The sequence below is a fragment of the Thalassomonas actiniarum genome, from assembly GCF_000948975.2.
Lineage (GTDB): Bacteria > Pseudomonadota > Gammaproteobacteria > Enterobacterales > Alteromonadaceae > Thalassomonas > Thalassomonas actiniarum.
The window spans coordinates 2774059-2795703 of record NZ_CP059735.1; the positions used below are offsets into that span (position 1 = coordinate 2774059).

At 48.8% G+C, this 21645-nt stretch carries 15 protein-coding genes; 7 read left to right on the plus strand and 8 right to left on the minus strand.

The genetic code is table 11. The annotated features are described in order from the left end of the window. Positions 1–18 precede the first annotated feature (18 nt). A complete protein-coding gene (locus SG35_RS12100) occupies positions 19–1701 on the minus strand; it encodes a CsiV family protein (protein ID WP_044831259.1) in 1683 nt (560 codons plus the stop codon). 261 nt (positions 1702–1962) lie between these two features. Then, positions 1963–5478, minus strand: coding sequence for a transcription-repair coupling factor (gene mfd / locus SG35_RS12105; protein WP_044831258.1), 3516 nt, complete (start codon positions 5476–5478; stop codon positions 1963–1965). A 387-nt stretch (positions 5479–5865) separates the two neighbouring features. On the opposite strand from mfd, the gene SG35_RS12110 reads away from it, so the two are divergent. Both SG35_RS12110 and SG35_RS12115 read left to right on the plus strand, forming a co-directional pair. Further along, positions 5866–6321, plus strand: coding sequence for an SRPBCC family protein (locus tag SG35_RS12110; RefSeq protein WP_044831299.1), 456 nt, complete (start codon positions 5866–5868; stop codon positions 6319–6321). Between the two features lie 250 nt (positions 6322–6571). After that, entirely contained in the window at positions 6572–6988 is a 417-nt protein-coding gene (locus tag SG35_RS12115; RefSeq protein ID WP_053042827.1) for a BLUF domain-containing protein, read from the plus strand. Between the two features lie 114 nt (positions 6989–7102). Here SG35_RS12115 and SG35_RS12120 read toward each other — a convergent pair whose 3' ends face one another. The 3 genes from SG35_RS12120 to SG35_RS12130 form a co-directional block, all read right to left on the minus strand. Further along, positions 7103–7555, minus strand: a complete 453-nt coding sequence (locus SG35_RS12120; protein ID WP_044831257.1) for a c-type cytochrome — start codon at positions 7553–7555, stop codon at positions 7103–7105. Positions 7556–7765: 210 nt separating this feature from the next. Further along, the gene (locus tag SG35_RS12125) at positions 7766–8626 is read right to left on the minus strand and encodes a hypothetical protein (protein ID WP_044831256.1); all 861 of its coding nucleotides are present in this window, start codon (positions 8624–8626) and stop codon (positions 7766–7768) included. A gap of 10 nt (positions 8627–8636) precedes the next feature. Beyond that, the gene (locus SG35_RS12130; protein WP_044831255.1) at positions 8637–9017 is read right to left on the minus strand and encodes a GntR family transcriptional regulator; all 381 of its coding nucleotides are present in this window, start codon (positions 9015–9017) and stop codon (positions 8637–8639) included. Positions 9018–9244: 227 nt separating this feature from the next. Between SG35_RS12130 and SG35_RS12135 the strand changes: the two genes are divergently transcribed. The 3 genes from SG35_RS12135 (at position 9245) to SG35_RS12145 (ending at position 12607) form a co-directional block, all read left to right on the plus strand. After that, positions 9245–9730, plus strand: a complete 486-nt coding sequence (locus tag SG35_RS12135; RefSeq protein ID WP_044831254.1) for a DUF1203 domain-containing protein — start codon at positions 9245–9247, stop codon at positions 9728–9730. Between the two features lie 140 nt (positions 9731–9870). Then, a complete protein-coding gene (locus SG35_RS12140; RefSeq protein WP_044831253.1) occupies positions 9871–10338 on the plus strand; it encodes a (2Fe-2S)-binding protein in 468 nt (155 codons plus the stop codon). Between the two features lies 1 nt (position 10339). Next, positions 10340–12607 carry a xanthine dehydrogenase family protein molybdopterin-binding subunit gene (locus tag SG35_RS12145; RefSeq protein WP_084692528.1) on the plus strand — a complete coding sequence of 756 codons (2268 nt, stop codon included), beginning with the start codon at positions 10340–10342 and terminating at the stop codon, positions 12605–12607. 112 nt (positions 12608–12719) lie between these two features. On the opposite strand, the gene pdsS is transcribed toward SG35_RS12145, so the two are convergent. Then, entirely contained in the window at positions 12720–14900 is a 2181-nt protein-coding gene (gene pdsS, locus SG35_RS12150) for a proteobacterial dedicated sortase system histidine kinase (protein ID WP_044831252.1), read from the minus strand. Then, a complete protein-coding gene (gene pdsR, locus SG35_RS12155; RefSeq protein ID WP_044831251.1) occupies positions 14900–15631 on the minus strand; it encodes a proteobacterial dedicated sortase system response regulator in 732 nt (243 codons plus the stop codon). Before pdsR ends, pdsS begins: the two co-directional genes overlap by 1 nt. A gap of 223 nt (positions 15632–15854) precedes the next feature. Between pdsR and pdsO the strand changes: the two genes are divergently transcribed. Both pdsO and SG35_RS12165 read left to right on the plus strand, forming a co-directional pair. After that, positions 15855–16670 carry a sortase-associated OmpA-like protein PdsO gene (pdsO, locus tag SG35_RS12160; protein ID WP_053042826.1) on the plus strand — a complete coding sequence of 272 codons (816 nt, stop codon included), beginning with the start codon at positions 15855–15857 and terminating at the stop codon, positions 16668–16670. 262 nt (positions 16671–16932) lie between these two features. Then, entirely contained in the window at positions 16933–17769 is an 837-nt protein-coding gene (locus tag SG35_RS12165) for a penicillin-binding transpeptidase domain-containing protein (RefSeq protein ID WP_053042825.1), read from the plus strand. A 37-nt stretch (positions 17770–17806) separates the two neighbouring features. On the opposite strand, the gene SG35_RS12170 is transcribed toward SG35_RS12165, so the two are convergent. Beyond that, positions 17807–21577 carry a DUF6701 domain-containing protein gene (locus tag SG35_RS12170; RefSeq protein ID WP_044831250.1) on the minus strand — a complete coding sequence of 1257 codons (3771 nt, stop codon included), beginning with the start codon at positions 21575–21577 and terminating at the stop codon, positions 17807–17809. Positions 21578–21645: the final 68 nt, after the last annotated feature.

Here is a 21645-nt window from a genome sequence, read left to right on the forward strand (position 1 = left end):
TAGCGCCGACTTCGTTGTTTATTCGTTATCCTGTGTTTTAGGCGTCGGCGGCTCGGGACGCTTATAACGGCGGATCTGTACTATCATGCCCATATAAGGGTGATCGAAATAATGGATTTCACCGCTGATCACCCGCCGGTTTTGCTTAAAATTAATGGCTTTGGGCAATGTATGTTCATGTGAATCATTTCCTTGTGGTGCCAGCGCCTGCGTGGCCTGCTGCGCCAATGTAGTATCCATGATATTAAAATCGGCGGTGATATATAAATAGTGGTTTACATGCACCTTAAAGAAGCCGTCGAGAAACCAGGGCTGTACCGGCGGCTCGGGGGCACTGGCCAGCATCAGCTTCTGGCTGAAATCTTCGATGTTTTGCTCCAGCGGCATCTGCGGCTTATTCAGCTCGTTAATTAAACTGGCATCGCTAAGTAAACCGGTTGTTATGTTTTGACCTGGGTTATTTGGATTTTCCAGCGCAGCTAGGCTTTCATCCAGGGTCTCGATTTGTGCAAGGATATCCCGGATTTGCAGGTTCAGTCTTTGGTCGATCAGCTGCGTCGGATCTGCTTGCGGTGCAGGTGTTATATCTGTTGTTAAGCCAGACTGGTTACCTTGACCTGCCAGTGTCTGAGCCAATACTTGCTCTTGCTCCCTTGATTTGGCCATGTCTTGCAGATAGGACTGATGGGCGCCCTGGTAATGGGCTTGCAGGTTGTCGCCGGCAAATATGCGCAGCGGCACAGCGCGGCGCCGTGATACCGTGGGTTGACGCCAGCCAAGGTGTAATAGCGGCTTAAAGTTTTTACTGCGCCTGAGCTGGGTGACTATGCTGCGTAATTTCAGCGAGTCCTTGCTCAGTAAATAGGGTGCAGACGCGGACTTATCTTCAATACCGTCAATGCGCAGCGGCATTTGTGTGACGGTAAAACCGTCCAGGCTATATTCGCTATGATCTTGCTGATACTGGTTAAAAAGTGCTTCATCAAGCCGGCAAAGGCTGCGGGGAAGTGCTTGCGGCGAATAGTGAAACTGGATCGGGGAAAATTCCTGCTCGGCTAAAGCAACCAGTGCAACTTGCTTCGGGCTGAGTCCGGGGTCAAGCTCAGGGATTTCAACGAGTGGCTCCTTGGTGTTGATGGCCTCAGGCAAGGTTTCGCCAACTTGCTGCGCCATATTGCTCTCAAGTCCGGGCTCATTGCCGGTCAAATCCGGGTATGACGGATCATCAGTACCCGGTTCGCTGATAGCATTATTCCGGCTAAAGATAGCTTCATTTGTGTTTAAATCAGGATTGTAAAAAGCCGGATCAGAAAAATCATCGGCAAGTGTTTGCTGCGCAGCAAACTCCGTCAGCTGAATTTGCTCCAGGGTTTTTGGGTTAAAGAAGACCTGGCGGCTGTCTGTTATCGCCTGACTGATCAGATCCCGGGCCGACTGTTCATCGCCACAGGTGGCAAGTTGCTGTTTTAAGGCGGCAATATCCGGGTTGAGATAAGGGGTCAGCAAATCCAGCACTTTTTTATACTTTGGCAGTGGCTGGCTATCGGGGAAGTGCTCCTTTAACAAGGCCTTATCTGAAAGCTGGCTAAATAAAATAACTTCCATTTCAAACCAGCGCTGATTGCTCCCTTTGCTGGCCGCAAGGGCGCTGGCTGACATCAAAATAGCGCTGCCCAAGGCTAAAGCCCGGTTAAATTTCATTTATTATCTGACCCTTATCAACGGTTATCACGTCACTGTTAGCATTTATGATAACAAAATTTATGGCTGATTTAATACGTTTTCGCATGTCGTTACATTATTAGGGTTTGTTTATCTTTGCCCGCGAATGACTTTTTTGGCCGTTTTCCCTCTAGCGGCGTTAGAAAAATGTCATGTAGAATAACTACACCTCCATTTTTCTGCCTTGATATATGAAAAAACTGCTCAAAAATCTTCATCCCCTCCAAAGATAAATAAACCTTAGTGTTTGGCCAGGTCATTTATCATATTGGTGACCAGATCAAAACGAGATTTGGCGTCTTCACTCGGGTGTTTAAATTTGAGTTTATTGGCCCCTTCCATTTTATAAATCGCCGGCTGTTGCTGGATCAAACCGATAATAAACATAGGATCGACTTTGGTATTATCGGTAAATTCGATAGCGCCTCCCGCCGGACCGGCTTCAAGCCGGGCGATACCGATTTTTTGTGCCTTTAAACGCAATTTTGCTATTTGTACCAGGTTTTTAGTGGCCTGGGGCAATAAGCCGAAACGGTCGATCAGCTCCACCTGGATTTCATCGAGTTGGTTTTTATTCTTACAGCTGGCAATGCGCTTATAAAGGCTTAAGCGGATGCTGACATCAAAAATATAATCATCCGGCAGCAGGGCCGGCAGGCGTAAATCGATTTCCGTTTGCGAGGAGGTGACCTGGTTTAAGGTCGGCTCTTTGCCTTCTTTTAAGGCATCCACCGCCAGATCCAGCATTTCCATATAGAGGCTGAAACCTATCTGGCTCATCTGGCCGCTTTGATCTTCCCCGAGTAATTCACCGGCGCCGCGGATCTCCAGGTCATGGGTAGCCAGGGTAAAACCTGCACCAAGATCTTCGAGTGAGGCGATGGCCTCGAGACGCTTTTTCGCGTCCTTGGTCATGCGCTTTTCATGCGGGGTTAATAAATAGGCATAGGCCTGGTGGTGGGAGCGGCCAACCCGGCCCCTGAGTTGATGCAGTTGCGCCAAGCCTAAGTGATCTGCCCGATCCATGATGATGGTATTGGCGCTGGGAATATCGATACCGGTTTCGATAATGGTGGTACACACCAGCACATTATATCTTTGGTGGTAAAAATCGCTCATGATGCGCTCAAGTTCGCGCTCGCGCATTTGTCCGTGGGCGATAACAATTTTTGCCTCCGGCAGCAGGGTTTGCAGATCTGCGGCGGTTTTTTCTATGGTATCGACATTATTGTGCAGGAAATACACCTGGCCGCCGCGCAGGATTTCCCTGAGCACAGATTCGCGTATCAGGGCATCATCGCGCTGACGGACAAAGGTTTTCACCGCCAGGCGTTTTGCCGGCGGCGTGGCGATAATGGATAAGTCCCGCATGCCGCCCATGGCCATATTTAAGGTTCTGGGGATCGGGGTGGCGGTCAGGGTCAGGATATCGACATTGCTGCGCAGCTGTTTGATTTTCTCTTTTTGCTTGACCCCGAACCTGTGCTCTTCATCGACGATAAGTAAACCTAAGTCTTTATAGGTGATGGAGTTTTGCAGCAATTTATGGGTGCCGATCAAGATATCCACCTGGCCGGATTCGACCCGGGAGATCACCTCGTTTTGTTCTTTGGCGGATTTAAAACGGGACAAGACTTCTATGGTGACCGGCCAGTTGGCAAAACGATCACGGAAATTTTCGTAATGCTGCTGGGCCAGCAAGGTGGTCGGCACCAAAATGGCGACCTGCTTAGAATCATTGACGGCAACAAAGGCGGCACGCATCGCCACTTCGGTTTTACCAAAACCGACATCGCCGCACACCAGGCGGTCCATGGCCTTGGCTTGGAGCATATCGCTGATCACGGCGTTAATAGCCTGCTCCTGATCTAAGGTTTCTTCAAAGCCGAAACTGTCGCTAAAGGCCTGGTAGTCCTTTTTATCGCGATTAAATTTATAGCCCTGGTTGCTGGCGCGCTTGGCGTAAATATCCAGCAATTCTGCCGCAACATCGCGCACTTTCTCTGCGGCTTTTTTCTTGGCTTTGCTCCAGGCGTCTGTGCCTAATTTATGCAGCGGTGCGCGGTCGCCTTCGGCGCCGGAGTAGCGGCTGATGAGGTGCAATGAGGCGACCGGGACATATAATTTGGCGTCGTTGGCATAACTGAGCATCAAAAACTCTGTAGTGATGCCGCCGGTTTCCAGTGTTTGTAAGCCCATATAGCGGCCGATGCCGTGTTCAAAATGCACGACTGCCTGACCGATGGAAAGCTCTGCCAGGTTTTTAAACAAGGCATCTGCCTGGACATCCTGTTGTTTGTTGCGGCGACGGGTCTGCCTGACCCGGTCGCCGAGTAATTCCGCTTCGGTGATCAGGGCAATTGCCTCTGGGCCGTGTTGGCTTTTTTCGTCGCTTTGAAAAATAAAGCCGGTCGTTAACGCATTAACCGTGATGCCCAGCTGGATATCGCTGTTAATGAAATCATCTATGCTGTCCACCAGCTGAGGCTTGATATTATCCCGGATCAGTAATTCCAGTACACTTTCCCGGCGTCCCTGGCTTTCGGCGACAAAGAGAATTTTATCCGGGGTATCCTTGGCGGCGATAAACCGATCCAATAACTCAAATGGCTGTTTTAGCTTATGGTTCACGCTTAAATCCGGCAAGGCTTTGACATCAAAGCTGACGGTACCGGCTTTTGCTTCACTGGCCTGTGTTTGTCCGCCGGCGGCATCGAGTTTGATGCGATCAAAAGGTTTTAACGCGCGGTAAAGCTCATCGCTGCCAAGGAACAACTGCTCGGGCGGCACCAGCGGGCGGGATCTGTCGTAACGTCTTTCTTCATAGCGATGCTTGATATCATTCCAGTGGTGGTTCAACGCCTGGTCGATATCGCCGTAAAGCATCACTAAGGTTTGTGCGGATAAATAGTCGCACAGGGTATTGGTTTGCTGAAAAAACAACGGCAGATAATATTCTATGCCGGCAGGTAAAATGCCGCCGCTGACTTTATGGTAGACGGACTCTTTGTCTATGGTGCCGCTAAAAAGCTCCCGGTACTGGCTGCGAAATAAACTGATGCCATCCTGATCGGTGGGAAATTCATGGGCGGGCAATAAGTTGATGTTGTCAATTTTATCGCTGGAGCGCTGGCTGTCGGGATCAAATAAACGGATCTCATCTATTTCATCGTCAAAAAAGTCCAGGCGGAACGGGCTGGTGCTGCCCATGGGAAATAAATCCAGGATGGCGCCGCGGGCGGAAAATTCGCCGTGTTCCATCACTTGATCGACATGGCGGTAGCCGCTGGCCTCAAGCTCTTGTCTGAGCTGGTGCAGATCTTTTTTATCGCCTTTTTTAATGACCAGGCTATTGGCATCCAGGTATTGTTTTGGCGCCAGTCGCTGCATTAACGTGGTAACCGGCACTATTACTATGCCTTGTTCAATCCGGGACAGTTGATAGAGGGTAGACAGGCGCTGGGAAATAATATCCTGGTGCGGAGAAAAGCTGTCATAGGGCAAGGTTTCCCAGTCGGGGAATAAACACACGGATAAGCCGTTATCCGTGTTTAAGCTCAGTAATTCCTGCTCCAGGCGTAATGCCGATGGCGTATCATAAGTGATCAGCAATACCGGCGACCCCGCATTTTTCGCACCATGATAAATGGCCAGCGCGCTGCTGCTACCGACTAAGTTGCTCCATACTTTTTTATCGGCAAGATCACCGCGGCGTTTGGCGATAACCGGATCGAAAATATTGCTTGTTTGACTCATGATTTCTCTTTAGTTGGTAAAGGTCCGTAGTAAAGGTCCGTAGTAAAGGTCCGTAGTAAAGGCCTGCAGTACAGCTTAATAGCTAAGGTTAACAACTTCGGCTAATAGTAGACACGAATGATACTGGTTATTCATACAGGATTAAAGTGCTTTTTATTCACTGCTTTGCCTGATATAAATTCATCCTGGACTGTCAGTTACTGTGATACATTTGCTTTGTTAAGCGGTTACGGCCTGTTTTCTTTCACAAAATGCAGCTGTTGGAATGCGGCATATTCTAATTAACAAACAGAAAAAGTGCCAGCCCCGGGCTTATTTAGAAAACGGCTTAAGATGAAACCGGCTCAGGCGAGTCAGTTAAAAAAGAGGATAATAAAGGACGTGAAGATGAAGGCTATCGGGAAGGGCATAAAGATTTGTTTGCATCAGGAAATATTAACGACGCCGGAGAAATTGCTGGCGGTGCTCTTGGATCATGCAAAGCTGGGACGTTTCTTTAAAGCCGGGGTTGTCGTGGTTAACCCCGAGAATGACGGGCAGATCAGTGGCGGTCAAGGTTGTATCCGTCAGGTGACCATAGGAAGGCAGCAATTTTTAGAGGAAATTGTTGCGGCTTCGGCTACAGGTATCTGTTATCAGATCATTGGCCCCGGGCCGGTTTCAGAGCATCAGGGAGAAATTATCTTTAAAAAACAAGGAGAATCGACTTTAGTTGAATACCGGATCGGCTGTAACGGTCCGAAATGGCTCCCGGATTTTATCGTTAAATATGTTATCGAGCGAGATATCAAATTTGCCCTGAAGCAATTGGCGAAGTTCTTTCGAAAAACGGTGCCTGTTTGACTTTATTGTCAATTCAGCGGGCGTTAACTCTGTAACAGAGTTTTAGCGTCTGTCCTCGGGCCTGAGTCTTTTTTGCTCAGGTTTATCTTGTGTTAAGTGTTAATTGCAGGGTAAAAAAGCCAGATAGTCAAAAATCAGTCTTGCTATCTTTCCCGGGCAAGTTTTCTTTGAAGTCTAAACTTAATTCTTGTAGAACAATAACTTTGCAAAGTACTTTGATATAACATTAAAAAATGACAGGGAAGGCGCTATGATACATTTAATTTATATCAGTTCGGCAACCAGCTGGCCGACGGAGCGGGATCTTACCGAGTTACTGGAGCAGGCCAGGGCAAGGAATATCAGACAAAATATTACCGGCATGCTTTTATATGGCAACGCAACTTATATGCAGCTATTAGAGGGAGAAGAAAAAGATGTGCATGAAATTTATGGCGCAATAAAAAAAGATCCGAGAAATAACAGTGTGGTTACCTTGCTTGAAGAGGGCATTACCGAAAGAGACTTTCCCGACTGGAGTATGGGCTTTAGGAATTTAACGGCCTGTTCCCCCGGGGAGTTAGCCGGATTTTCTGATATTTTCCAACAGGGACTTGATAAAGGGGCCGTGCTCAAAAATAACAAGGTTGCGAAAAAATTATTATTGAATTTTGCCACCAATGTTTAATGCTGTGTGAGAACTGTGTTATCTGTTAGCATGGCAGGAGTTAAGCCGTTTTCAGGCGGCTTAACCGGATATTATCAACTCTGCCGTAGGCGGGTATATGACCTGGTTCTCTGCTTAATTGCCATAAATGCGGTAGCTGGTGTGCTGATAGGGGATCAGTTCATAATGGGGTTGTAAAAACCACACCAGGTCTATCAGCTCTTGTACTGTCATCACCTCATTAAAAACCTTCATTTTAGATTTCCCCTCATGTTGAATAGCCGATAACGGATAACTTTTGGCAAATTTATGGGAAGGGTTAATCACTGCTGTGACCAGTTCGGCATAGGTTTTTACTTGCGGGCTTTTCCCGCCGAGTTTGACATTAAGCTCGGGGTTATTTGTGATACCTTGCTGACTGATACCTTCGAGCTGATGGCAGGATAAGCACTGGTATTTAAGAAAAGCCGTTTTACCGGCCTCAATATTTCCTTCGGGTAAACTAAAACCCCGCGGTGCACCCGGGCCGAGATCACAAGCGGTCAACACGGCAAGTGAAATCAGCAATAATGATAATAAAGTTTTCATTGCAACCCACTCCTATAGCGGTTCTTTAACCGTTCGTTGAACAATGGCAGAAGCTTCAATGAATTTTTATTTTCAATATCCGCTTCTTGGTTGTTAAAGTCTTGTCAGTATAGACAATATTCGGGTAAAACCGCTTTATAAGAGAGTTTTCATTTTCGCTGTTTTTAAAGCCTCCGCAGCCATGTGTGCCTTGCATGCGGGGGCGTTTAATTAACTTGCACTATCCTGCTTTTTATAAACATCAAAATTAATGTCCCTGACATCGAGTATGCGCAAGGTGGTGAAGATGCTGAAAGCACCGATCAGCTGGAAATACAGGCTGTTGAGGATAACTTCCAGGTGCTCTAAATGAAAAACCGCTATGGTTTTTAATGCCATCAGGTAAAGACTTAAGGCAATACTGATATAAAACATTGACCTGATCGTGAAGCCTATTTGTCTGTTCCTGTCCTGGTAGCTCTGATAAGGGTCGAGTTTTTTACCGTATAGGTTCCAGTAAAGAATGCCGCCGAGGAGCAAATTACAAAGGATGGTTGCCGATATTCGTACAAGGGTATCACCGGAGCTAAATTCTTTGAGCAACAACTCCACCAGGATAAAGGCAAGGTAGATGACAATGGTGGCGATAACAAGCACAGGGGATACAAAATCAAACAGGTGCCTTGGATTTAGCTCTGCCTTACGTGTGCTGCTGACGTTTGCTGCTCTCATTAATTTTACTTGTTTGAACCCGGATATTTCCATCAGGAAAAAGGGAACAAACTGGCACAGGCCGAAAAATATCGGTAAACCTTCGGCAACTTTTTTATTGGCCGGGTGTTCGGCCGACAACATGGCGTAAAAAGCCAGCAGGACAAAGCCCAAGACAAGTATCAGATGGTTGATCGCCATGAAATTACGCAGCCCTTTTTCATAAGCGGCAAGGGGCTTAGGGTAGAGTTTGGGATAGTTTTTTGGCGGATAGTTATCAAACACATAGCGGGTGCGCCGTTTAACTTTTTGAGGAAAATAGTACGAAATCAACAAAATCTGGCTGATAAAGACCAGGAAAAATAAAAGATTGTCCAACATATTGCTTTCCTTAATTGTGGTTATTGTTCATTACCCGGCTAAAAGCGATTCTGATCTCAGAATCGGTAATGCCGCTGGCTTTCAGTTTGCTGACCGTTTCATTTAATGTTGTATGCAGCCATTCATTTAAATCCACCGTGCTGTTGGTTTTTGCCTCGGGGTGAATAAAGGTCCCGCGATAGCCCCGGGTTTGAATTACGCCGTCACGCTCCAATATACGATAGGCTTTGGCCACGGTTTTACTGTTCATTGTCAAATCATTTGCCAGTTGCCTGATAGACGGCAGGGCATCACCGGGGGCCAGCTTCTCCTGGTTTACCGCCTGTTTGATCTGGGTGACCAACTGGGTAAATAAGGGCACGGGATCGTCAATATCTATGCTTATTTCCATTATATCTCCTTGTTCCATATGTACCATGTGTTGTGATGGTACAACTGGTTTGTTAAAAGATCAATCCTAAATTGAGGTGGATAATTATTTAACCTGAACTCGGGATAATAAGTGCTTGATGTTTCTGCTAAATAAATATCACTGCCGAAAATGGCCAGTATCGGTAAAACCGTCCCGGTACACTGGCTCTATTGTTTATTTGTTATTTTTTATTTTCAGGAGTTGTTATGACCCTAGATTTTCAGATCACCCCGGTTGACATCGAAGCGTTTCAGTCTGTACTAACGCTAGCCCCCGAGGCATTGGCAAGTGCTCATGCAAAAGTGCTTGATGTCGATGAGCATCCGGGATATCCGTGCCGGGTATCTTTAATTGAGGCAAAAGTTGGTGAGCAGGTACTGGTGTTACCCTATAACCATCATGATGTCGATTCGCCATACCGGGCGAGCGGACCTGTTTTTGTTCGCTTAAATGCACAAACCCATCTGCCGGCAATCAATGAAATTCCCGAAGTGGTGCAACACAGGTTGCTTTCCCTCAGGGCATATAACAGTGAACATATTATGATAGACGCCATAGTCATACCGGGTCGTGAGCTAAAAGCGGCGATTGAGACTATGTTCGCCCGGGAGCAGGTCAACTATCTGCATATCCATAATGCCAACCCCGGCTGTTTCAGCTGCGCCGTACAAAGGGTTAACCACAAGCAATAAGTTATTTTTGTTCCGGTTATTGCTGAGCCCGGAGAAATACCATTGACCGCAAAAATTAGTCAATCAGCCGCAAGCTATAGCTTTTTGCCCAAAAACTCGTCTATTATCTTGACCACTATAATTAGAAAAAAGACAAACTTATGAGTGAGTTGATAACAATAAACGGACAAGCGCATGAAATAGATGTCGACGGCGATATGCCTTTGCTGTGGTTTTTGCGTGATAAATTGGAGTTTACCGGCACCAAATTCGGTTGCGGCAGCGGACTTTGCGGCGCCTGTACCGTACATGTCGACGGCCAGGCTACCCGCTCCTGTATCACGCCGGTGGCTACATTGGCGGGAAAAAAGATTACCACCATAGAAGGCCTGTCGGAAAATGGCGATCACCCGCTACAAAAAGCCTGGTTAAACAACAAGGTACCCCAGTGCGGGTACTGCCAGGCGGGACAGATCATGAATGCCGCCAGTTTATTGGCCGTCAACGTTGCCCCCAGCGAAGAAGAAATCGATACCGCGATGCAGGGCAATATCTGCCGCTGCGGTACATATCAGCGCATTAAAAAAGCCATCGGCGAAGCCGCACAAGAAATGCAAGAGGATGCCTGATATGAGCAACGCAACGGATCTTGATAATAACGCGAATAGCGGGCAGTTAAGCAGCAATATACCAGGCAGCGGTCAACCCAGTAATACCGGCCGGCGCAGCTTTATGAAAATGGCCGGGGTTGCCGGTGGCGGCTTGGTATTAGGGGTCAGTTTACCCGGCTATGCCGGCGGTAAAACTGAAAAAATGGCCGGGCTGGCAAGCGAAAGTACTTTTAATCCCAATGCCTTTATTCATTTAAGTGAAAACGGCGATACCCTGATTTATTGCGGCCGCTGTGAAATGGGGCAGGGGATCAGTACGGCATTGCCATCGGCGGTGGCCGATGAGATGGAAGCCGACTGGTCGCGGGTGCGCGTAGAGCAGGCGGACGGCGATGAGGATAAATACGGCCCGCAGGCGACCGGCGGCTCCGCCAGTATTGTCCGTATGTACCAGCCGATGCGCGAAGCCGGTGCAGCGGCCAAAGCCATGCTGATTGGCGCGGCGGCCAAGGTATGGAAAACAAGTGCCGATAACTGTTATGCACAGGCGCACTTTGTTTATAACAAACTCAATAAGCAAAAACTTGGTTATGGCGAGCTGGCCAGCCTTGCCGCCAATATGCCGGTGCCTTCAAGTCCGGTATTAAAAAGCAAAGATGAATTTCGCTATATCGGCCATGCCTTGCCAAGACATGATCAGGACGAGGTCGTGGTCGGCAAGCGTATGTATGGCGTGGATACTAAAATGCCCGGGCTGAAATATGCCGCCATTACTCATTGTCCCGTGCTCGGCGGTAAACTGAAAAGCCTGGATAAAACCGACGCCCTTAAGGTGAAAGGGGTGCTTGGCGTAGTGGAAATCCCCCGCTTTGACGTGCCTTACGGTTCTATCGGCGGTGTTGCCGTGGTCGCCGATAATAGCTGGACCGCACAGCAGGCACTGAAAAAGCTGAAAATCAGCTGGGACCTGGGGGAAAACCAGGTTTACAACACTAAGGCCTATAAGCAGCAGCTGGTGGCGAATGTTGAAAAGCCGGCACAAGTGACCCACGAGCGGGGCGATGTCGGACAGGCTTTTGCCAGGGCAAAACAAAAAGTCAGTGCTACCTATACCGGCGGCCATTTATCCCATTCACCGATGGAGCCTAATGCCAGTGTGGTCTGGGTGCAGGACAACAGCTGTGAAGTGTGGGCGGCAACGCAAAGCCCGGCGGATATCCAGAAGGTATTGGCACAGTATTTAAAACGCGAGCCGAAAGATATTCTCGTGCATGTTACTATGTCGGGGGGCGCATTCGGCCGTAAGTTCAAGTGTGATTATGTGCATGAAGCGGCGGTGATCTCGCAAAAAATGAAGATGCCGATTCAGCTGATCTGGTCGCGTGAAGAAGACATGCGCACGGGGTATTATCATTCCACCAGCGCCCAGCATATTGAGGCTTCCCTGGATGAAAACGGCAAGGTCACCGGCTGGCTGCACCGCGCTGCGTTTCCTTCTATCGGTTCGTTATTTAATCCTTCGCTGGATCGGGCGTCCAAGAGCAGTCTGGAAGATGTCGCCATGCATCCTTTTGCCATCGAAAATTTCCGCGCCGAAAGCGGCGAAGCCAAGGCCCATACCCGTATCGGCTGGTACCGTGCGGTTTATGCCATTTTTTACGGTTTTGCCTTTGGCACCTTTGCCGACGAACTGGCGGATAAGGCGGGTAAAAATACCTTTGATTTCCTGAATCAGCTTTATGACGACAGCAGCAATATCAACGACAGGCAAAAAGAGCGGGCGGCCCGCTCTAAAGGGGCACTGGCGCTGGCAGCGAAAAAAGCCGGCTGGGATAACCGTCATAAACTGCCCAAGGGGCAGGGTATCGGCCTGGCGGTGCATTACAGCTTTAACTCTTATGTCGCTATGGCGGTGCGTGTTGAAGTCAAGGGCGAAAATATCCGGGTGCTTAAGGTGGATTGCGCTTTGGATTGCGGCCAGATCCTTAATGTCGACGGGGCTACCGCGCAAATGGAAGGGGCCGTGGTCATGGGCATGTCGCTGGCGCTGAGTACGGAAATCAGCTTTAAAGATGGCGCGGTCGTCAATTCCAATTTCCACGATTATCCTGTGATGCGTATTTCAGATATGCCAGAGGTTGCCGTGCATATGGTGGAATCTGATCATAAGCCGACAGGGTTAGGTGAACCCGGGGTAGCGCCGTTTGCGCCGGCATTGAGTAACGCTATCTTTGCCGCCTCGGGTAAACGCTACCGCGACTTACCTATGTTGCCTTTGTCAGTGTAACTTTATGTTTTTATGACAAACGCCTGCCAGCTAATTCTATTCGCTGGCAGGCTTTCTATTTTCTAAGCGCACAATTGCATGGCTTACCGGCATCGCCGCAATGGCGATATTGCTAACCTTTAGTGCTTAACGGCAAGCTGATGGTGACGGTTACCCCGTCCGGCTCGTGATGGTTGCTGGCGCTGATCTTACCCTGATGAAATTCACAAATTAACCGGGCGATATATAAGCCGAGGCCTAAATGCGGCTGCTCCTGCCTTTTCGACGATCTTACCGAGACCATAGAATCAAATAAGCGCTCCTGCATCTGTTGCGGCAGCAATTCGCCGTTATTGCTGATGGTTAATACCAGCTGGGATTTCTCCTCACTGATGGCAAGTTTGACTTGATTGTCTTGGGTAAACTCCACGGCATTGGCCACCACCTTGTCCAGCAGCTGGGCAATATGCTCGGGCGAGCCGAGAAAATTAACCGTTTTAAGCGACTCGCTGACGGTAAAGTCAAAGCTGATATTCGGGTAGATTTGCTGGTAACCCTGGACGCAGCCCTTTAATACCTGGATAAAATCAAAGTCCATTTTATCCGTGGTATGCAGCATCTGCTCGATACGGGTGGCTTCGCTCATATTGGTTAAGATCAGGTTGAGGCGGGTGATCCCCGATTGCGCCCGGTCGATATAGGCAGAGGCACTTTCCGGCATGGTTTGCATCGACAGGTTTTCCAATGAGGTCCTGACCACGGCAATGGGCGTTCTCAGCTCATGGGACAGGCGTGACGACATGTTCTCCAGGTAATGGTTGTACTGGCTTAGCCGGTTTACTGCTGTGGTAAAACTACGGGACAGGTCGCCGATTTCATCATTGGTGTTTGACGGCGGCAACGCCTGTTTGATACGGCCATGCTCGTCGATAGCCTGCTCCGCCTGGTTCCTTAAGGTGCGGATACGGCTGGAAATACGTGAGGCAAACAGGAAAAATGCCACCGCGCCGAGCAACATAATGGCCAGAATCGAGCTGAATAATTTCTCCAGCGCCCGGTTTCTGAGGGTGCGTATGCCGTTGGTGGTTTCTTCGACGATCACCGCACCCTGCACCTGGTTGTTGATAAAGATCGGGTAGGCGGCAGATAAGATCACCGCCTGCTGATCTTGGGTCAGGCGCCATTGCGAAGTAGCTGCCCCTTTGAGGGCGCCGACAATATGTTTGCCGGTGAGGTTACTGGCATCATAAAGCTGGTCGATAAAATCGCTCGGCGGCCGGGTCAGTACCATGTAGTACAGCGGGATCAGCCATTTTTGCTCTAAGCCCCGCCACCAACTGGTGTCTTCGCTACCGGCACTTTTTTTATGCCAGACCCCGGCGGCCTGGCGGATATCGCCTGCGGTGGCTAAAACCCTGTGGTGCTGGTCCACCACCCAGATGCTGGAGTTGGTATAGCGCATGCTGCGTACAATTCGCTCGATTTCCGGGGAAGGTACTAAAACCGTGCCTAAGGTTTTGGCAAAGCGGGGATCGGCAGAGCCGACGGTGTGAGTGACCTTACCTTGCTCTTTGTCGACATCATGTACCGCGAAGGCGATTTTATCGCCGACCATAGACAAGGGCACGCGCAATTCTATGTTATATCCCTGGTCCGTTGTCAGCCATTGCCCCTGAATTTGCGGGGTGACCACGGGAATATTGTTGTCCAGATCGGTAATACGATAGGTATCGAGCCAACCGGGTTTTTTATTGCTGACCAGATAACGGCTGAATTTGCCCGCCTGATCAACAAACGCCAGTTCCAGGTGGTCATTGCGGTTAAGGTTGATCATATTTTTGTCGCGGTAAACCACCTTATCGTCGGTGACATTAAAAAACAGGTACAGGTATTTATCATATTTGCCCAGGGTGGTTTTAAATGCCATGGTCAAGGCTTCACCGGAGGGGCTGGTTTTTTGCTGATAAAGCAGGTGATCTTGACCGTATTCATGGCCGCGGCTGGTGAAATTAGGCCAGTCGCGGTATTGGCCGTCGAGGCGGATGGGGTTTTTTAACTGGTAGCCGTATAAATCCCTGCCTTGTTCCACGCTGGGTAAAAAGCTGGCGTGGCTGTTAAACAAATTCGGCCGGTCGTGTAAGGTGGTGGCCAGGGCGCGTGCCGTGCCCACCAGGGTTTGCTCCTGGCCGTAGCGTAAATATTTCTCCATTTCCCAGACATATTGATAACCGAACCAGGGGATGGAAAACAAAAAAGTTGATAATAAAAGTAGTTTACTGCGCAGGCCAAAACGTATCGGCAATGATAAAGCCATTAACTCTCTTCCGCGCCTGTTTGCTCTTTACCCGTTTGCTGGGGCTCATTCCAGCGATAACCCATGCCGTAGACGGTTTCGATGCAGTCAAACTCGCTGTCGATACGCATAAACTTTTTACGGATACGTTTGATATGGGAGGTGATGGTGCTGTCGTCGACGTAAATTTTCGAGTCCTGCATCAATTGCTGACGATTTTTGACATGTCCCGGGTGCTTGGCCAGGGCGAAGACCATCCAGAATTCGGTCACGGTCAGGTCGACGGTTTGTTGTTGCCAGGCAATCGTCATGCGCTGGCTGTCGATGCTTAACGGACCGGATACTAACATGTGCTCTTGCTGGGTCGGTTGATCCAGGGCGTCTTGTCGGCGGAACAGGGCGGCAATGCGGGCGCTTAAATGGGGCAAACTGATGTCTTTGGTTAAATAGTCGTCCGCGCCCATGCGCAAGCCGGAGACGGTATCAAAGTCGTTATCCCGGGCGGTTAAGAAAATAATCGGTAAGGTTTTCGATAAAGTTCTCAGCCACTGGCACAGGGTAAAGCCACCGTCATATTCCTGCTCCAGGCCGATATCTAAAATGACTAAATGGGGCAGGCGCAAGTTAAAGGCCGCGGTGGCGGTTTCGCGGTTTTCATAGGTTTGTACCTGATAGCCCTGAGTGCGCAGGACATCGGCATAGTTTTCCCGAATGGCCGCTTCATCTTCTACTATGGCTATACGTTTGCTCATGGCTTTCTCTTTTTTTCACTGCTGGGGCATCTTATGGGGCCACTATAACGAAAAAATTTCGTTACTGCGCTGTTTTATTGAAATTGCCATTTTGTTGCCACATTTTCCCGGCAAATTGCCTTTTTTGCGTCCGAGTAGTGCCGTTTTTATCGCGTTTAATAGTAGTCATCAAGCAAAGAGCACATGTAACTAATATGACTGCAACGAATAAGGGGATACCATTATGAACAACACTAACCTTTCAGCTTCAAACCGCAACCTTGACAAAAAAGCCGGCGGCAAAGGAAAAATGATCAATATGCTGCTTATCGGCGCCTTAAGCTGCGCCCCTGTAGTGAGCGCAAACAGTTTTGCCGCCGCCATGAAAACCCAGGATGAATTACAGGCATCGGCCAAAGTACGTGAAGAAGTGGGCTTAGGCACAGGCATGGTGTTAGGGGCGATATTTGGCGGCCCGGCGGGCGCCTTTGTCACCGGTATTGCCGGTACCTTTATTGCCAAAAATATCAATGCCACCGAAGAAGTGGATCAGCTCGAGCTGGCCTTAATGGAGCAAGAGCAGGAGCAGGAGCATAGCCTGATGGCCCTTAACCGTAAGCTTGAACTGGCAGAGCAGGCCTATCAGGCAGAGTTATTGGCGCTGCAGCAAAGCTATCAGGCAACCGGGCAGCTGCAGGCGGAGAACCTGCTAATGAGCCTGCAGTTTTCTACCGGCTCCAGTGACATTGCCCCGCACTATCAGGAGCAAATTGCGGCTTTGGCCAATTTGCTAAAACGCTCGCCAACCTTGTCGATAGATCTTTCCGGTTATACCGATTTACAAGGGGATGAAACCTTGAACCATAACTTGTCTGTTGCCCGGGTGGATTCGGTTAAAAATGCCCTGGTAGCGCAAGGGGTTGCCGGTCGCCGTATTCAAACCTATGCCCATGGTGAAAATGCGCCGGTGGTGGCCAATGCCAAAAAAGAAGTCAGTTTTTATGATCGCCGGGTGGTGGTGAAATTACATCAGAATGTAGAGCAAACTGCGAAAAACTAATCTCTGTGACCAAGTCAATTAACAACCAGGAAAGTAAGGAGGTGAGGCCGGGTATTGTAAAGTGGATACGATACGTTAATAGCTAAGTTAAAACATTTTTCTTAAATAAAGTACCTAAGGTTAATTTTTAAAGTAAAGAAGACAATAAGTGAAAGCCGGGTTTTGAGGAGAGAGCAAAGCCCGGTTTTATTGTATGTTTGCTATCGCTGCTCTCTATAATAGCTCTCTATTAAAGTAAAATAATAAAGTAAAGGAAACTATTTTGTCCCAGTCCCGATTGGCCCCGTTATGTTTTGTTGCCGCAATCAGTACAATGGCCACAACTATCAGCTGCCAGGCGAAAGCCGTTGCTGAACTTCCCTGTAATGCCCCTGAAAACCAGTGCACTTTTGTGCTGCTTAGTCAGAGCAACACAGTTTTGGAAACAAAAGTTCATGATGAACTGTTAAAGGTTAACCCGGGCAGGGCGGCACAAGCCCAGTCGCCTTATTCCACCTTTAAAATTGCCAATTCGATGATAGCGCTGGAAACCGGCACGGTGGCGAGCATTTATCAGCCACTGCGTTATGATAAGGAAAAATATCCCTTTCAGGCCTGGTGGCCAAAAAACTGGCAGAAAGAACATGATTTAAAAAGCGCCTTTAAATATTCCGTGGTGCCTGTCTACCGGCAGCTGGCGGGGGATATCGGCGCGGCAAAGATGGCGGCTTATATGCAAAAGTTTCAATACGGCAATCTGGATATCAGCTCGGGTTTAGACAATTTCTGGCTAAACGGCAGTTTGAAAATATCCGCCATTGAGCAGGTGTATTTTTTACGGGCCCTTAAAAATAATGATTTTGCCTTATCCCGGGCGAGTATCGGTAAGTTAAAAGATTTGATGTTTGTTGAAGAAGGGCCACGTTATCAGCTTTTTGCCAAAACCGGCACCGGTCCCATAGGCAAGCAGCAATATATTGCCTGGTATGTCGGTTTTGTCGAAAACAATCACGGCACTTTTTATTTTGCCTTTCATGTTGAAGGCAAGACCTTTGCCGAGGTCCAGCAAAAGCGGCCCGAATTGGCGAGGGCGCATTTAAAGGCTTTGGATATTATCTAGCCATTACCTGGCGATAACGGCAAGTTTCAGGGGCCGGTTAATTAATCTCGCGCCAGTAAAGAATACGGTCGTTTCCGCGGTACTGGCCGAAGCTGGCCAGGCCTCTGGGGTTATTGTCATGATTCGTGTCGCTGTCCCAGTCATATTTTAACCAATCCGGGGTGACATCATTGCTGCCGCCGTAGATATAATAGGTATTGCCGACATTCTCTGCGCCGGGAGCGGCGAGCACCAAAGGGGTGAGGCTGTTGCTGCCGTTAATGAAAGTCCCGGTACCTGTGGTGATGTTCGGGCTTGTGGCCAGAGCCGGGTTCAAGCCTGTGCTATCAAAGGCATAGTTATCAAGGGTTTCTCCGTTATAAGGGGTGCAGCTGTCATCTTCATTGGTGATAAAACGGCTGCCGTCCCAGTATTGCACCGACATTACCATCGGCAGATCTGAGGTTTCCGGACCAAAATTATTTTCCACAAACCAGCGGCCAAAGCGTATATTTGCCGTGCCGCTCAGTTGTTTGGCGTTGCAGTCGGTGGCCGGGTCTATGTCAGTGGTACAAGTGTCATCGGTGTCGACGCGCATATCCAACCCGGTAAACGAAGAGATCTGTGTTGGTGTTTCGCCGTCATCCACCTTGATGCCAAATAACAGGGCTTCAAACGGGCCATCGGGATCGGTTGCACTTCGGCTAAAAGTACCCTTGATGACTTCCAGGGTATAAACCCCTTCAACCCACTTACTGGAAAATCCGGATAGACGAGATGCCAAATCCTCGCCGTCATTATTATTTTCCGCCACCAGGCTGATAGCGGCTCTGGCGTAATCTTGAGCGCTGCTGGCGTGGTCAAAGTAGTTTTTGGTGACTTCTCCCGCCTGGTTTAAGGCCTGGAGTTGATAGCTGATTTCCAGCTCATTCTGGTCCATATAAACGAAATTATCCGGATCGCCCGCGCCGCACCAGCCTGAAACCTGGGAGCTGAATAGGGTAAAATGATCGGGGACAAAACGCCCGATATCCAGGGCAGCACCCGGTACCGTCAGGCTGCCGTCGCCATAGGCGCTATCCTGTATATCCAGGTTAAGCAAACCGACATCTGAATATTTGGCGTTGCTAAAGCTGGAGTTGCCGGCAGAAAAACTGGTTAAGGTGACATCGACAAAGGCCGGTGTCAGGGAACTTGGCAGACTGTTACTGGCGGCATAGGTAAAATTACCTTCATTGCTGCCTGAGGTGGGGCCGGTTCTTTGCAACATCAATTGTATTTGTCCGGGGGTATAGTTCTGGGTTGTGTTGCCGTCGGCATTGACGGCGGTGATGTTAAAATCAAAATCGGCGCCGGCCTTATGGGTGGGGCTTGCGTCAACTGTGGTGGCATCCAGGTTGGTACTATTGGCTTGTGCGCTTAACTTGAGGGCATCGGGCCTGACCCAGAAACTGTTGCTGGCGCCGGTAATATCTGTGCTGCCGTTGCTATAACTGGCTTGCAGGCGTATTTGCCCGGCATCTTTATAGTTAGGTTTGGCAATGATGGCTTGAGCATCGCCGTCAAATACCAAATCTACCGCGGTAAAACTTGGATATTTGGCCAGGCTGGTGGTGTCTGCATCGAAAGTAAATAGCAAGCCGCTGGTGCCTGTCGGGGCAATATTTTCCTGGGCCAGGTCTATGGTTACGGTTTGATTGACAAAGGTATCGTCGCTGATGCAGGAAAATCCGGCGCCGGCACGTTTAGACTTGGTGGCGGTTAAAACAATATCGGTAAACTCTACTCCCGCTACCTGGTTGGCTATTTCGGAAAAAGAAAATTCGGCATCGGTGAAGGTGATTTCACAGCCGGTATAAGAGCACTCGATACCATCTGTGGCAGTGGGACTGACATTATCCAGCGAAAAGGAGACGGTTTCGGCGATGGCATAAGTAAAGTCAAAGGTGCTGGTGCCCTGGAAGGTAAGGGTGTCGGCGATTTTCTTGGTGCCGACGTACACATCCATAGTTACGTTTTGCGTACTTAACACCGAGCAGTCGGCCACTTCACAGGCATTAATGGTGATCTCTTCTGCAGCGCAGGTTAACCCCTGATTATTATGGATAATTTGGTAATGATGAATATCTGCAATCTCTTCACAGAGTCCGTTAAGGGTTAAACCGGCAATACCTTCATAGTTGACGGATGCGGAGTTTTTAATTTCCAGGGTGCCGTTTGCCGATATTGCCCCGGTATGGACGGCGTTATTTTGAATATGCACATCCTGGCCGGCGCCATAGAGCACGGCTTTTACTTGTACATCATTTTTTAAGTGGATTTGCTCATAACCGATAAATACCAGATTGCGGGCAACGCCGTTGACATTCACCAGGCTGTTGTTTTCGATGTCGAAATGTTGGTTGACATAAATAATCACCGGGCCATTGACTATCACCTGGCTGGAATTGAATATTTCGAGAAAGTCAAACCAATAGGTGCCGGCATTGAGGGTAATGACGGAGTTATTGTGAAACAAGCCGGTGGTAATTTTATAGTCGGTCGGCGAGGATAAAAAAGTCACATTGGCATTGCTGGTTAAACTTAGCTGATCAATTTCAGTCATATCGTAATCGCCACCCGGACCTATGGTGGAGGTACCGGCGGATAAAGCAATATCTGTGGTGGTCGAGGTGGTTTCAAAGACCGGCAGGGTCAAGGCCGGGGCGGTGGTGTTGGAAATAGTGCAATCTGTGCTGCCGCAGGTATCGTGGCTGGCATCGGTTTCATCGGTTAATGAAGGAAAGGCGAACAGGTTATCGGTATCCCCCAAGACTTGCCCATTATTTTTAAACGTTATTGAACTGCCGGCATCATGCCCCTGTACCGTGTTGGGGAAATAGGCCGCGCAGACGTTGCTGCAGCCGGTAGAAGAAAAACTGATATCGCAACTGCTGCCGCCACCGCTGTCGCATTCGAGTGCATTCGTCGGGGGGATGCTCGGGTTGGCCACCGAGAGCACCAGGACTTCAGCCGTGGTATGGTCGAAAGTAAAGCTGGTGCTGCCGGTAAAGGTTGTGGTGGTTTTCGTGATACCGCCGGCCTGAAAGTCTAAGGTGACGGTATCTGTGCTTAAACTTGAGCAGCCGCCGTCGAGACAGGCTTTAACGGTAACCGTTTCAGCTTCGCAGACTGAACCGCTGCCGTCGTGAGTGATTTCATAATGATCTATGGCAACTGCTGCCTGATCACAAAAGCCTTGGGAGTCGAGACTGTTCAGATCCGATGGCGTATAGGTAAAGGTACTGTTTTCTTTGAGGATGACATCTTTTTTGGCTGCTATGCCGCCATCGAGCTCTGAGTCTTTTTCTATGGTGAGTTCATTGCCTTTGACATAAATAAAAGCATTGATCCTGGCATTTTCTTCTATTTTAAGTTTGCCCTTGAACACCAGTAATACATTGGCGGGATCCCCTCCCTGATTGATTTTAACGCCTTTTTTGAGCACGACATCGCTATCTTTAAAATAGAGTACCGCGGTGCCGTTAGCGGTGCCGTTATAGGTAACGGTGGAATTGTCCCCCAGGCCCCAGCCGTTATAATCGGTAACTCCGTCTGAGATCGTGCTGTCATTAAAGTCTCCGCCGTTACTGATGCTTTTTAAAGTTACTTCGGTAAAGCTGGCGGCGCTGCAGCTACTACCGTTACAGGTGACGCCGGTTTCAGTACTCAAACTGCCTTTTACGGCAAAGGTTTGCGGTCCGGGAAATACATCGGTGCAGTCGGTGGCCTGGGTAATAAACACGGGAAATAAACAAAGAATAAAAAAGAGTAACAGGCGAAATGACATTCTTTCCTTCCTTGCAGCTTAATGGCTAATGTTAACTTTGTTTTTAAATGAGTTGACGTTTTTGCTTA